Consider the following 13,789-nt stretch of genomic DNA (forward strand, 5'->3'; position numbering starts at 1 on the left):
TGGGCAAAGTTGCCTGCAATATGGATGCGGTGGAATACCATCAGTACAAACCGCAATTGCAGCAGCAAATCAGCGAGGTTTACCACAGTTTGGCACGCGAATATGACGTCATGGTGCTGGAAGGTGCAGGCAGCCCGGCGGAAATTAATCTGCGGGACCGCGATATCGTCAATATGGGTATGGCTGAAATGGCAGACGCGCCGGTATTACTGGTGGCGGACATTGACCGAGGCGGCGTGTTTGCCGCGATTTATGGCACATTGGCGCTGCTGCATCCGCATGAAAAAGCCCGCGTCAAAGGGGTGATAATCAATAAATTTCGTGGCGATATCGCACTGCTGACCCCTGGCCTGGAACAGATTGAAGCCCTGACCCATGTCCCCGTGCTGGGGGTGATGCCGTGGCTGGATATTGATTTAGAAGATGAAGATGGTGTCGCTCTGCAAAATGGCAAATATCAGGATACGGCAGAAAAGGCGCTGGATATTGCGGTGATCCGCTTACCTCATATCGCTAACTTTACTGATTTTAATGCGCTGGCCGCTCAGCCGGATGTACGCCTGTGCTATGTCTCGCAGTTGTCGGCGTTGGGTCAGCCAGATTTGATTATTCTGCCGGGCAGCAAAAATACGCTGGGTGATTTGCAATGGTTGCACCACAGCGGGTTGGCGGCAGCGATACTGAAGCAGCATCAACATAATGTGCCGGTGATAGGGATTTGCGGCGGTTATCAAATGCTGGGGAAACGCATTATTGATGGCGTGGAGTCGGGGCTTGAGCAGATGGATGGCTTGGGGTTGCTGGATGTGGAAACTGAGTTCGCGTCAGATAAAGTCACCACGCGCGTGAGCGGCTATTGCCAGATTGGCCTGCCAGGAATACTAAAAAACTGTCGTGAGCACCCGCTTGAAGGTTATGAAATCCATATGGGTGTCTCTCATCTGGGCAGTGACGCCATACCTTTTGCGCACCTGACTTTACGTAACGGACAAGCCGAGCAGTGGGTGGATGGTGCAGTCAATGGCGATGGTAGCGTATTGGGCAGCTATATCCACGGGCTATTTGACAGCCACCACTTTACCCGTGCGCTATTAGATAGCCTGCGCCAGCGCAAAGGGCTGGCTGCTTTTGACGGTGTGACAGTGGATTATGCTGAACATAAACAGCAACAGTTCGATATTCTGGCAGCACAGATGCGCGAGCATATTGATATTGATAGGATTTTCAAACTGATGAAACAGCATCAACAGGAGCGCGCACAGTGATTTTGATTACGGGAGGGGCGCGCAGTGGCAAGAGTTCATTGGCCGAGCGTTTGGCGTCACACGCAGCCGAACGGGTGTTTTACATTGCGACCTCGGTAGTCACCGATGCCGAAATGGCAGAGCGGGTTGCATTACACCGCGCCAGCCGCCCGGCACATTGGCGCACTTGGGAGGGCTATCGTGATCTCGGCACCGTGCTGGAACAGCACGTCGAACCCGGTGAAGCCGTTATGCTGGAATGCATCACCACACTGATAACCAATTTGCTGTTTGAACTGGCGGGTGACACACCGCCGGAACAGATGGATTTTGTGCGGCTTGAAGTGGGCATTCAGCAGCAAATTACTGAGTTGCTGGCCGCATGCGCCGTGAGCCGTGCGCCCATTTATTTGGTGACCAATGAATTGGGCATGGGGATCGTGCCGGAAAATCGTCTGGCGCGGCATTTTCGTGACATTGCGGGTCGCGTCAACCAGCGCCTGGCCGCGGCAGCTGACGAGGTGTTTTTCGTGGTTTCGGGCATTGAGGTTAAGATTAAATGAGCCTGCGTCTATTTCTCGCAACATTGCAGTTCATGACCCGCATTCCGGTGCCAGAGCGCTGGACGCAAGGGCTGGCGATGGATAACTACGAGCGCGGTATTATCGGTTTCCCGTTTATCGGCCTGATTGTTGGGGGGATCGGTGGGGTGGTTTTCACTCTGTTGGCTCCGTGGTGTGGTGTGCCACTGGCTGCGCTGGGATATGTCCTGGCGTTGGCGCTGGTTACCGGTGCTTTTCATCTCGATGGGCTGGCAGATACCTGTGATGGGGTGTTTTCTGCCCGCAAGCGCGAGCAAATGCTGGAGATCATGCGCGACAGCCGCCTCGGTACCAACGGCGGTTTGGCGCTGATATTTATCGTGGTGGCAAAAGTGCTGGTGGTCAGTGAGTTGGCGCTGCGCGATGTATCGATGCTCGCGATGCTCGCGATGCTCACCGCCGCCTCGGTGGCCGGGCGCACGGTGATTGTGCTGCTGATGTATCGCCAACGCTATGCGCGAGAAGGTAATGGATTAGGCAATATTTACATCGGTAAAGTGACGGGGAAACAAACGCTTGTCACCTTGGCCGGTGGCGCGATATTAACCCTGCTACTGGGTCAGGGCGCAGCGCTGTTGGCGTTAGTGATTAGCATGGTGGTGGTGGCATTATTGGCAACCTACCTGCGCCGCCGTCTGGGTGGACAAACCGGTGACACGCTGGGCGCGGCAGCCGAAGTGGGTGAGTTGATATTCCTACTGGCGTTGCTGTAACACTGCCTGATTTCGAACACTTTTGATGAGCCATTCTATGCGACTTTTTCTGGTGCGCCATGGGCAAACTGAAGCTAATTTGCGCGGTGTTTTTTGCGGCCTGACCGATTTAGCGTTAACGCCACTCGGCGTTGAGCAGGCCGGTGATGTTGCCGGTTGGCTGGCGGATGTGGCGTTTGCTGATGGTGTCAGTAGCCAGTTGCTACGTGCGCGGCATACTGCCGATATCGTGCTGGCGGGGCATCCCCTCACTGCGGGCATTAATGACCAATTAAATGAAATGAATTTTGGTGAGTGGGAAATGCGACATCACCATGATTTACAACGTGAAGACTCACAAGCATGGGCGGCATGGGTGGCAGACTGGCAACAGGCTAGCCCCACCGGTGGGGAGTCTTTTTTGCAGTTTTCAGACCGCGTTGAAAGCGTCGTTCAGTCACTGCTTTCAACCAACAGTCACGAAACAAACAGTCACAATAATAATCAGCTACTGGTTGCCCATCAGGGGGTGTTAAGTCTGATGTTAGCGCGTTTACTGGCGATGCCAGCCGCCGCTATGTGGCATTTTCATTTTGAGCAGGGGGCATACAGCGTGTTGGAGATCCATGATGGATTTGTCACGTTGCGTGCGTTCAACAGCCGGGCTGTCTGGCAGCCTGCACCACGAGGTTAAATAGATGCAAATACTTTCATCAATTCTGCGCACCATTACTCCGCTGGATAGCCAAGCGATGGCCAAAGCTAAAACACGGCTGGATGGTTTGTTAAAACCACAGGGCAGCCTGGGGCGTTTGGAGCAGTTGGCGCTCCAATTGGCAGGAATGCGTGGTTTGTATGCTCACCAAGTCGACCGCAAACAAATCATTGTCATGGCGGCTGATCACGGTGTTTATGACGAAGGTGTGGCTATCTCACCTCGTGTTGTGACTAGGGTTCAAGCACTGAATATGGTCAAAGGTGTCACCGGTGTTTGTGTGTTGGCGGCCAACGCTGGAGCTGAAGTCAAGATAGTGGATGTGGGGATTGATAGCGACACGCTGCCAGGCGTAGTGGATATGAAAGTGGCCCGCGGCAGCGGCAATATTGCCCGTGGTGCGGCCATGACTCGCCAACAAGCCGAAGATTTACTGGTTGCCAGCGTGAGACTGACACTGCAACAGGCCAAAGACGGCGTAAAAGTGTTTGGCGTGGGTGAGCTGGGTATGGCGAATACCACCCCCGCCGCGGCGATGGTCAGTGTGTTTACCGACAGCGACCCGCAATTAGTGGTAGGGATTGGCGCTAACTTCCCCAGCGAGCAATTACATCATAAAGTTGCAGTGGTGCGGCGTGCGATTGAAACTAATCAACCGGATGCCAGTGATGGTATTGATGTATTGGCGAAAGTGGGTGGTTTTGATCTGGTGGGTATGACTGGGGTGATGTTAGGGGCTGCCGCTGCGGGTTTACCGGTGGTGTTGGATGGTTTTCTCTCTTATGCCTCTGCTCTGGCGGCTTGCCGTATCGAACCCAAGGTGCGTGATTACCTGATTCCATCTCATCTATCAGCAGAAAAAGGCGCGGTTATCGCACTGAACCATTTGCAACTGGAACCTTATTTGCAGATGGGGATGCGGCTAGGCGAGGGCAGCGGTGCGGCGTTAGCCATGCACTTAGTGGATGCGGCCTGTGCGATGTATAACAATATGGGGTTGTTAACCGAAAGCAATATAGAGTTGCCAGCGCCCCTTCGTCCTTGAAATTGCAGGGGTGTTAGCGACGTTCACTTACCCGAATCACTTACTTCAGTAAGCTCATCGGGATTCATTCTCTTGCTGCCTACCTGCAATTCCAATGACTTTGGGGTGTTTCTCTTCGTTCTTGAAATTGCAGGGGTGTTAGCTACATCTACCTGACAATCCAATAGTTTTTAATTGTTCGGGGGGGTAGTCATGGGATGGTCAGATGATGTTATTATCAAAAACATAATTCAGGTTAAGCAGTAAAATAATTGGATAGAGTGCATGCAGAAACTTCTTTTTTCCGGCCGTATTAATTTGAAAATGATCCGTTATTTTTTAGCCGTTTCAGAAGAATTGCACTTTGGCAAAGCAGCGGAACGCCTGCATATCTCTCAACCCCCATTAAGCTTGCAAATTAAAGAGTTAGAAGATGCTTTGGGCTTCCCGCTGTTTATACGAGACAGCCGCAACGTGGTGTTAACTCTGGCGGGTGAAATGATGCGGGCTGAAATGAAGGAAGTATTTGAGAATATCGAAAACTCACTAAGCCGCGTCTCTTATATTGCCCGACATGAACAAAATCACCTCAATATTGGCATAATTGGTTCAGCGCTTTGGCATCAGTTATTAGAGAAATTCAAACACTTTAAGATGCTTAACCCGAATACCACCTGGTCATTGCATGAGTTTCCACCGAGTAAACAATATGAAGCGCTATTAAGTAAGAAGCTTGATATTGGCTTCTGGCGCTGTGCTGATTTGGAGCAAAACCCGGCGCTGACCTATCAGCGGGTTGAAAAACAGCGGGTCGCGGTCGCCGTATCCCATGAGAGTGTATTAGCGGATAAAGAGAGACTCACTTTAAAAGATCTCTCCGGCCAAAATCTGATATTCCTCACTTTTACCCATTCTGGCTATTCTAAAAATTTATATAATAGCTGCCTCAATGCAGGCTGTAAGGCCGCTGACTATTTATCAATTTGATGAACCACAAACCCAACTGGCATTTGTAAACAGTAATCTGGGTATTGCGCTGGTGCCCGAAAGCATGCAGGAAATTCCTTGGCCAAATATTAAGTTTATCCCACTGGAAGAACATCTCTCCGCGGACCTATTTGCCGTTTATCACCCCGGCAGAACCACTCCGGCACTGGACCGGCTGCTTGAGTTATTTTAAATACGATACCGGCCTATTTCATTTAGCCTTGACCAAAATAGCCATCGAGATAATCACTAAAGCGGATCCAGCGGTGATCTCCTGCCAATTTATTGTCTGTCCTAATATCGCATTAGTGGCAATAACTGACAGCGGGATCAGGTACACATAACTCGAGACTTTGGCCGGAGACAGGACAATACAGGCTTTTTGGAATAAAAAGAAACTTAATGCCGTAGCGAAAGTGGCAAGGTAAAAAACACCACTCCAGGTAGTAAGACTAATATTACGCCATGCAATGTCAGGTAATTGATAGGCGACGACCGCAGTTAGCAACAACGTTGCACAAATTAAACTCCAACCGTTTAAAACCAGTGCTTATTCACCCCGATGTAGTTTTTTCACCACGATAGGATTGAGTGCCATACCTAAACAGCCAAACAGGAACAAATAATCAGACGGTATCAGCGATAATTGTAAAAGTTGAGAGATGTCGCCTTTAAAAATAATAAATAACGCGCCAAAAATACCCATCAATAACGCCGTCATCACCGGCCATGTTGATCTCGTGTTGAGAAATAGCATACTCATTATCATGCTTAATAAGGGGACTGTGGTGTATAACGCACTTTAATTTAGTGCACTGGTGGTTTGCAGTGAAAAGATCATGCAACCGAAGTAGAGCAGTGGCGGCAGACTCATTAAGGTGTAGCGGCCTAAATCCCGACCACGGGGTAATTTGAGTAAACCCTGACCTATCAGCAAGATAATGAACAGCAGACTGGCAATACTGTACCTTAACCAGGTGATAACCATCGGCGGCAATGAGTTGCTAATGGTGGCGCTGGCGATAAATGAACCGCCAAGAAGGGTGGTAAACCCCAACATTTGTAGATGTGCTTTCACTATTTTGGTGGTCATGTGTTTACCTATTATCCTCTGTGATCGACGATAATTACGTGGAAACACACCTCGAACCATTACCATTTCAGTATGGATAAGCAAGATTTTAGTATTGGTTGTGTCATAACCCGCTACATATGATGGGGAAGATTACCTGTCTCTCTACCTATTTATTATCTTGCTGGTTTGTCTGATAACCAGTTTATTTGATAAATATTAAAATAACTAAGGGGTTTTATTATGACAACCACAAATTCAAATATTAATATCGATTTTAGTGAATTACCATTTCAGGCCGTTGAGGTTATTCAGAAAATAAAACCTGGATTTAAACCTCAGGTAGCGTTTATTTTAGGTTCAGGCTTGGGCGGCTTGGTCGAACAAATTACGAACGACACCACTATTAGTTATGCCGATATTCCTGGTTTTCCTGTCAGTTCAGTTCACGGTCATGCCGGTGAATTGGTGTTAGGTGATCTGTTTGGTGTCCCTGTCATGTGCATGAAAGGCCGGGGCCATTTCTATGAAGGCAAAGGCATGAGCATTATGACCAATCCGGTACGCACCTTTAAACTGATGGGATGCGAGTTCTTATTCTGTACGAACGCCGCCGGTTCATTACGCCCAGAAGTATTACCGGGGTCAGTGGTCATGCTTAAAGATCATATTAATACCATGCCGGGAACACCGTTGGTTGGGCCTAATGATGACCGTTTTGGCCCGCGTTTCTTTAGCCTGGCGAATGCCTATGATAAAGAGCTGCGCGCTGATATGGCGAATATTGCCCACCAGCTTGATATTCCACTGACTGAAGGCGTGTTTGTTTCATATCCGGGGCCGTGTTTTGAAACGCCGGCTGAAATTCGCATGATGCAAATCATCGGTGGTGATGTCGTTGGCATGTCAGTGGTACCCGAAGTTCTCTCTGCGGCGCATTGTGGTTTAAAAGTCATCGCGCTAACGGCTATTACAAACCTGGCAGAAGGGTTGTCCGACGTAGTTCTGTCACACGAACAAACGTTAAAATGTGCCAAATTGGCATCAGTTAATTTCACTAAACTGATTGAGGCTTTCCTGAAAAGTAAAGCGAAAATCTGATCGTCAAAACATTATAAAAGCTCTATTTAGTCCCCTATTATCCACAATATTAAACACGGATATTTAGGGGCAGCGCGCAAGGGCTGTTTATGACAATGGTTAACGGTATTGGTGCATATGTTGGTGCTATCGCCAGTGGGCATGTTGTCGATTATTTTACTGTGAATGGCGTAAAAGACTGGAATAGTATTTGGCTCTCCTTTGCTGCTTATACACTTATTTTATTGGTGATTTTCATCTTTGTTTTTCAATATAAACATGTACCCACTGAGATGAAAGAACGTCAGTTATCGCATTGATAACAGTATCTACGCTGTTAGAGCCTTCAGGTTCTATAGATAATTCCTTGTTATCGCTATATTAGTTTGGAAGAAGGAGGGGAGACCCTCCGACTCCTGGTTATATGATTTTATTTGGGATTTTATTCTTTCACATCCCATATCTGCTTTTTATTGACTTTATATCTATCCACTTGAACCGCTATTTATACAGATAATATTTGTACTGCATAAATAAACTTGATTGGTATAACCGTTCAATCTGATATCTCCAAGCTGCCAAAACGATTATCTTTTGTGGGGGGTGACAAGATATACTGACAAGTAGCCTTCAATTTATTAACTTTATTTCATATCTATCTTTATGACGGAAGGGAATACAGCATACTTTATTTATAGTTTATCCTGCTGGCAGGGTGAGTATTGTTTCCAGGTCGTGACGAATCAGCATGCTGTGCACAGTTGCGATGGATATAATAACTAAAGTTATTTATTGTGAGTGATACACCACTATAAATATGGATACTTATTTGATTTCTGCTTCATTTGCCAGGCTTATAAAAAATCTTCATCGGTTATCCATGTAATTGATAGGGATACGGACAACAGTAGAATTGAAGAAATACTCATGTACTTGATAGTATCAATATTATCAGCCTTGGCCTTAAGTCAAGGTAATCTGTTATCACTAAAGGGAATATAACAAGGCGGTCAACGAGTTTGAGTCAACAGCCGCGTATGGAGACATATGCAAGTTACCTTTTATGATAAAGAAATTATACAATGGGTATAAGAAAAATCCGACAAGGTTGGTGGCGGTATTCCCATATACTTTTACTTCTTAGTGTTGTTTAATTGCCATATTGGATTTTCAATGTTCGAGGTCATATTTGATAATCTGCATTGTTCATAGGTGAGGGTTTTATGTTGATAAGTGAAATAAATATTTTAAATTTAGGATATCTTTAAGATATATGTACTTCCCTCAATTATCGAATTTTGAGTAACGTTAGTTCTATCTCTCGGGTTTTAACTTTTCACTTATCACATTACTGAATTTTTCAGTGAAAGAGTGACAATCGCAAAGATAAAATTCTACTGATGACTATTTGAAGTCATCATTACTATTCAAAATTCGTTCAGCGAATGCTGACTAAGGATAGTAAGTAAAAATAAGGAACGTTTAAAATGTTAAGTGTAGCGATTACAACCCAAAATGCTTTCTATGAGTTAGGTTTGCATTCTCTACTCCAGAAAGTTTTTAATAAAGAGGGCGTTGAGGATTATTTACTCCTTAATCCGTGTGAAAAAAAATCGATACACCTGGCCAATGTCATATTTAAAGATTTTATGGTGATTGTCAATATATACCAAGAGAGTGGATATATCGGGAAGTGTACCAATAGTAGTCATACTCCGATGATGACAGTCAACATTCCCTTTAACAGCAGTCAACTCGATATTTATGACACCATCTCTAAAATCAAGAAAATTTTGGCCATTGCACGCCTCAGTCACTGCAATATGATGAATAGTGATATATTCCGGCGGTTAGGGCTTAAAAATTATATCCAACTCTCTATCACTGAAAGTCGAGTGGTGGAGTTGACAGGGCAGGGTTACACGATTACAGATATTTCAAATATACTTGAGCGTTCTAAAAAGACAGTGTTAACCCATCGGAGAAATGCGATAAGAAAACTGGGTGTGCTAAACCGATTAGAGTTTTATAACTATGCATCACATATTAAAAATTATAGCAATAAAGAAACTGTTTTTATTTGTATCTGATTTACTGTTTATTTCCCGCAAAGATATATCGCATTTTTCTATAAACTGACTCTACCAACCCCATCTTGGTGAAATTATCACTTCACGCGATATTGGATAATATTGCGTGAAGTGATTGTTGGCTGATATTAACGAACTGATGCCACTTTGGGGTTGAAGCTATTAATAATCTGTACGTAATGCTTACGTTGATGTTCCGTAAATTCATTTCCGGAAGCCGTCAAGGTGAAGATAAGTACTACACGATTAGCTGGATTTGAGATGGCATGATGCGGGAGCAATACAATAGATTGCACTTGGCGAGTGACCTCCCCATCTTGCAGAAAATTGTTTGCCACTTGTACTACGGGCAATTTCGCCGGACCAAGCTCATGTTTGAGTAATTTTCCTTCAATTTGAAATCCAGGCAATTTATTGCGCAACGATTCCATCTCTTTTTCACAAAAATCTTCAGGTGTTTGTTCTTCATCTAATAAAGCACGGTTAATAATGATGGTATATTCGTGGTTATCAGGATCTCTGAACATTAAAATGTTCACTGACTGATCCAGAACCGGGGCGGTTGTCAGAAAGGTGCCCTCAAAAATAGAATAAGTAGAAGAAATAGCATTCATAGGATTTTAAGCTTCCGCATTCTTGTCATGTATTGGTAATAACAGCACTTCAACGCGCCGATTTTGATCTTGTCCTGCTGGTGTGTCATTTGACGCGACCGGTTCTAATGCTCCCATTCCCCGGATAATGAAATCTTCTCTTGAAAGAGTACTGTTTTTGATTAACCAGTCTCGAACGACAACTGCGCGTTGTTCGGAAATGGTCATATTGAATGAAGCACTACCGGTATTGTCCGAATGGCCGATAATAAGAACTTTTCTGCCTTGATTCTGTTCTACCAGGAGTAACAAGGATGTCAGAGTCTCATTTGTTTGAGCATTGGGTTTCAGTTTTGTGCTATTTGAATCAAACATCGGTGCCATTTGGGTAGAACTAAACACGGGGATAGCTTGATAACTTTCAATTTTGTGGTTTATTTTATTCAATATCGGGGCGCATTGAGATAGCCCCCAATGTGATAGGTCTACTATATTCAAGCAGTTAGAATATATTTTAGCCTTATCAGTTAACATCGCAATATTATCCGTAATATGTTGCATGGATATATCGGCCATATTGCCTAAAGTGGCCATCTGTTGGTTAAATTGCTCATGGCGAGCTTTTTCTTGTGATAAAGAATAGGCTATGTGTATTGCTAATAGTACCGTGGCAAAACCCAGGCTCCATAACCATTTTGGCGGTGTTGGGCTTTCAATAACGGTCGATTTCACCACTGGGGCTATCTGCGGTTTTCGCCAGTTAATGACGTCCGGGAAAGGTGGTCGTGATAGGGATGAGGCCAAACCAGGTAAAATCCCCAAGGTTTTTTCCAACCATACCGACCAGGCGCCATGCTTGATAAACCCTTTACCGTTATCGGACAAAATTACATCAGTCAGCTGTAATGATGTGTGGGAAAAGAGGTTTTTTAAGGCATTTGTCACGCCAGATTCGTTTAACCAAATAAACAGATTATGCGCAATCGCGTGACGCTGGGAAGAAAACGCAGTACTGCTAGTATCTTGCGACTCCAGTTTTTGGCTCAATGCCTGGAAAGCAGCAGTAATATCGATCTCTTTTTTATTGGCGAGATTAATATTCCCAGTCCAATATGCATTGTCAGGATTATGGCTAAGACGTTCCTCACTTAACTGCATGTAGATAGCAAACACACAGAAGAGGGGAGATTGCAGGGATAATGCTGAAAAGCTGTTCTGCCATTTTGTCAGTTGCGAAATGATAATTGATGTATTTTCATAAACATCTGGCAAGAAGGGGAAAAAGGCCATTACCTGTGCAGACGGGTGATGTGCCGCAATATGTTTAAGCCTTTTTTGCAATGTTTCCGGGTCAGGAATTAAGATCCAAATAGCCTGGCTGGAAAAACGCGTATTATCAGTCGCCCCTGGATGACTAAACCACTTGGCTGCATAGGGGCCAAGAATCAAAATGACAGTATTCCCCTGATGCGCTGTTTCTGAAACCGCCGGTGTAGGGGGCTGTTGTGGTTCTGGCTGAGAGGGCTCTGGTTTAAGGGTGTAATGCTGCCATACTGTGAGCACCAGTAGCGCGAGAAAAGTAATGAAAATGGCATTATTCCATAAGGTATTTTCATACCAAGCCAGACTTGCTATTAATGCGCCACTGGTTGCCAACCAGAGTAGCAATAGCGAATTATTTAATTTGAGCTTAAACATTTAAGACAGATCACCTAAATAACGAGAGCACCAAAACCAAAACGCACCGAGCGATAACAGGGCAGCAAAGAGAGGTAAGCCTAACGATCGCCAAATTCGACGTGGCTCAGCGGCTTGTTCTATTTTGAGCGGCTCCTCATTGTGGCCTGCTTCTTCTTCCTGTTCTGATTCCACGTGAAAATCATCGTTATCCATAACCCTATTGGGGGGGAGTAACTTATGGCCATATTGCGCAAGTAATTGCTGTGATTTCACATCACGGATGGGCAAATTACGCGAGAGGGCAAGTATTTTAAGCGCATATTGACAGATGATTTCGTCATCGCTGTTTAATAACGCTTCGAGGCTGATACTATCAGCAGGAGCTGGCGCACTGTAACCATAGAAATAATCTAATAATAAATAGCCATCCCAACTTAACCCCTTATCTTTAATTGTATTTTCAGTGCGTTTATCCAAATAATGGCAAAGCTGATGACATAACCTGTCTACTTCGATCGGGGGATGTTGTTCTGATTTCAATGTGAGGCAAAATGCTTCGATTTGCGCAATCAGTTTTCGCTGGAAGCCGGATAACGACGGAATAATGCCATTAAAAGATAATAAGGCGTCGATGCTTAAAATTTGTTTGAAAATGTCTTCGCTTTTCACCAGGGTTTCTCCACAACATCACCCCAACCCTGCAAACGAATATAAGGACATATTCTGACAGAGCATGGGTTTGAATCTGTTTCGGTATTAAAGGCCAGTTTTAACTCAAAGAGAGAGTCATCGGTTTTGGTAATGATTTTCTTCATATTGCTGATATCAACATGTTCAGCCATAACTTGAGCGTTTTGCGCGTTATAAACACCTATGTGCCACCACTCCACATCTTCACGGGTGAAATCGGCTTCGTGCTTTTCTATTTTTAGTGTTTTTTTATTGACCAGAATTAAGGATTCTAGCCACTGCCCGTGGGACGTCGGGAGATCAGTGAAATAGCTTACTTTGCTGGCACCGACGACATCCGGATGTACGGCTCGCTTGCTAAAATTAACCCCGAGGCGATATTCGAATTCTTGTAAAGTGCGTTGTGAACCCAATGTATAGCAGCCAGGTTCAACGTTGCCTTGTTCAGTGCCCAGAAGAGTACGGACCCGGCTTTTAGCGATTTTGTCCCGCTCCCACCAGGCAAGTTCCACCGCGCCAGATTTTTTGGCTTCATTATTGTGATCGGACCAAACCTTATGGTGCTCGCTTCGGGTATAGAAGTGCCACAGCAGGATTTTGTGCGGAGCGTAACAATCATAGCCATGTGTAAAAGCACGGGCAGCCATGGCAATTTCTTCCCCCATAAAGAAGATGTCCGGGTCGTTGGCGACTTCACGGACAAAACAGCCATCAGCGAATATGAAGCCAGCCGCTAAATACCCGCAGCGCGCGGGGGCACTTTCGGTAAAAGGCGTGGACATCATTTGCACCATGCCTTCGGGGGTAAAAGTATTAAAGATCAGGCGGCTGACATAATCTTTTCTGTTTTCATTATCACCGGGTTCATAGCCTGGGGGATAAGCGGAGAGTATTGGCTTAGGGCTTTGGTCACGCAGGCTATTCAACATCGTGACCATTTCATGATCCCAGTGTTGAATAAATCGGCAATGAGAGTCTATTTGCAAGAAATAGGTTTCGTCCTGAAAGAGCCCTTCAGCCATATGCCTGGCCCAACAAGCCCCTTTGCTCTCATAATAATGCACAGTTAACACCCATATATGTGCTTGGTTATATTCCAATTGATGCAATGGGTAGCCTAGATGGGTTTTACTTTCTATCAGCCGCATGCCCTGATTAATGAAAGTATTCATGTCATTTTCATCTTGCCAGAAAACCGCAATATTGAGATTTTCGGGGCTTTTAGCTGTATTTATCATGTCATGTAGCGTCGGGATCAATTCTGAATCCCGATAGCTCGCAATGCTCACAAAAATAGAAGATACAGACTGCATATATAAT

The 13,789-nt window shown here is 45.3% G+C and carries 11 protein-coding genes and 3 pseudogenes; 9 read left to right on the top strand and 5 right to left on the bottom strand.

Going from position 1 to position 13,789, the window contains the following annotated elements:
- From ACNSO8_RS20540 to ACNSO8_RS20565, 6 genes and pseudogenes are all read left to right on the top strand, one after another.
- Window positions 1–1,265, top strand: a 1,265-nt coding sequence (locus ACNSO8_RS20540; RefSeq protein ID WP_418395736.1) for a cobyric acid synthase, incomplete at its 5' end; no start/stop codon positions are given.
- Window positions 1,262–1,807, top strand: a complete 546-nt coding sequence (gene cobU / locus ACNSO8_RS20545) for a bifunctional adenosylcobinamide kinase/adenosylcobinamide-phosphate guanylyltransferase (protein ID WP_418395737.1) — start codon at window positions 1,262–1,264, stop codon at window positions 1,805–1,807. The genes ACNSO8_RS20540 and cobU, both read left to right, overlap by 4 nt.
- A complete protein-coding gene (gene cobS, locus ACNSO8_RS20550) occupies window positions 1,804–2,559 on the top strand; it encodes an adenosylcobinamide-GDP ribazoletransferase (RefSeq protein ID WP_418395738.1) in 756 nt (251 codons plus the stop codon). Before cobU ends, cobS begins: the two co-directional genes overlap by 4 nt.
- Before the next feature lie 37 nt (window positions 2,560–2,596).
- Window positions 2,597–3,232: an adenosylcobalamin/alpha-ribazole phosphatase gene (locus ACNSO8_RS20555; RefSeq protein ID WP_418395739.1), complete on the top strand. Its 636-nt coding sequence runs from the start codon at window positions 2,597–2,599 to the stop codon at window positions 3,230–3,232.
- A 4-nt stretch (window positions 3,233–3,236) separates the two neighbouring features.
- A complete protein-coding gene (gene cobT, locus ACNSO8_RS20560) occupies window positions 3,237–4,298 on the top strand; it encodes a nicotinate-nucleotide--dimethylbenzimidazole phosphoribosyltransferase (RefSeq protein ID WP_418395740.1) in 1,062 nt (353 codons plus the stop codon).
- Window positions 4,299–4,562: 264 nt separating this feature from the next.
- Window positions 4,563–5,457, top strand: a pseudogene (locus ACNSO8_RS20565) (LysR family transcriptional regulator).
- Between the two features lie 18 nt (window positions 5,458–5,475).
- Here the strand turns inward: ACNSO8_RS20565 and ACNSO8_RS20570 are convergent.
- Window positions 5,476–6,324 (bottom strand): annotated as a pseudogene (locus tag ACNSO8_RS20570) (DMT family transporter).
- A 255-nt stretch (window positions 6,325–6,579) separates the two neighbouring features.
- On the opposite strand from ACNSO8_RS20570, the gene xapA reads away from it, so the two are divergent.
- The 3 genes and pseudogenes from xapA to ACNSO8_RS20585 all read left to right on the top strand — a co-directional run bounded on the left by xapA (window position 6,580) and on the right by ACNSO8_RS20585 (window position 9,506).
- Window positions 6,580–7,437: a xanthosine phosphorylase gene (gene xapA / locus ACNSO8_RS20575; RefSeq protein ID WP_418395741.1), complete on the top strand. Its 858-nt coding sequence runs from the start codon at window positions 6,580–6,582 to the stop codon at window positions 7,435–7,437.
- 65 nt (window positions 7,438–7,502) lie between these two features.
- A pseudogene (locus ACNSO8_RS20580) lies at window positions 7,503–7,736 on the top strand (MFS transporter); the annotation flags it as partial.
- A gap of 1,167 nt (window positions 7,737–8,903) precedes the next feature.
- Window positions 8,904–9,506, top strand: coding sequence for a helix-turn-helix transcriptional regulator (locus ACNSO8_RS20585; RefSeq protein WP_418395742.1), 603 nt, complete (start codon window positions 8,904–8,906; stop codon window positions 9,504–9,506).
- 128 nt (window positions 9,507–9,634) lie between these two features.
- On the opposite strand, the gene ACNSO8_RS20590 is transcribed toward ACNSO8_RS20585, so the two are convergent.
- Genes ACNSO8_RS20590 through ACNSO8_RS20605 form a run of 4 tightly spaced genes read right to left on the bottom strand, consistent with a single transcriptional unit; the run spans window position 9,635 to window position 13,782 of the window.
- Window positions 9,635–10,120 (bottom strand): DcrB-related protein, encoded by a 486-nt coding sequence (locus tag ACNSO8_RS20590; protein WP_418395743.1) that lies wholly within the window; start codon window positions 10,118–10,120, stop codon window positions 9,635–9,637.
- A 6-nt stretch (window positions 10,121–10,126) separates the two neighbouring features.
- Window positions 10,127–11,797 (bottom strand): OmpA family protein, encoded by a 1,671-nt coding sequence (locus ACNSO8_RS20595; protein ID WP_418395744.1) that lies wholly within the window; start codon window positions 11,795–11,797, stop codon window positions 10,127–10,129.
- The gene (locus ACNSO8_RS20600; RefSeq protein WP_418395745.1) at window positions 11,798–12,448 is read right to left on the bottom strand and encodes a hypothetical protein; all 651 of its coding nucleotides are present in this window, start codon (window positions 12,446–12,448) and stop codon (window positions 11,798–11,800) included.
- Window positions 12,445–13,782 carry a GlcNAc-transferase family protein gene (locus ACNSO8_RS20605; RefSeq protein WP_418395746.1) on the bottom strand — a complete coding sequence of 446 codons (1,338 nt, stop codon included), beginning with the start codon at window positions 13,780–13,782 and terminating at the stop codon, window positions 12,445–12,447. The genes ACNSO8_RS20600 and ACNSO8_RS20605 overlap by 4 nt, the downstream gene beginning before the upstream one ends.
- Window positions 13,783–13,789 lie beyond the last annotated feature (7 nt).

The organism is Yersinia sp. LJYL362, from assembly GCF_048323875.1.

Excerpts from the sequence above, each read along its gene's own strand:
- cobT (WP_418395740.1), top strand. The coding sequence starts at position 3,237 with ATGCAAATACTTTCATCAATTCTGCGCACCATTACTCCGCTGGATAGC.
- cobS (WP_418395738.1), top strand. The coding sequence starts at position 1,804 with ATGAGCCTGCGTCTATTTCTCGCAACATTGCAGTTCATGACCCGCATT.
- ACNSO8_RS20555 (WP_418395739.1), top strand. The coding sequence starts at position 2,597 with ATGCGACTTTTTCTGGTGCGCCATGGGCAAACTGAAGCTAATTTGCGC.
- ACNSO8_RS20605 (WP_418395746.1), bottom strand. The coding sequence starts at position 13,782 with ATGCAGTCTGTATCTTCTATTTTTGTGAGCATTGCGAGCTATCGGGAT.
- xapA (WP_418395741.1), top strand. The coding sequence starts at position 6,580 with ATGACAACCACAAATTCAAATATTAATATCGATTTTAGTGAATTACCA.
- ACNSO8_RS20590 (WP_418395743.1), bottom strand. The coding sequence starts at position 10,120 with ATGAATGCTATTTCTTCTACTTATTCTATTTTTGAGGGCACCTTTCTG.
- ACNSO8_RS20585 (WP_418395742.1), top strand. The coding sequence starts at position 8,904 with ATGTTAAGTGTAGCGATTACAACCCAAAATGCTTTCTATGAGTTAGGT.
- ACNSO8_RS20595 (WP_418395744.1), bottom strand. The coding sequence starts at position 11,797 with ATGTTTAAGCTCAAATTAAATAATTCGCTATTGCTACTCTGGTTGGCA.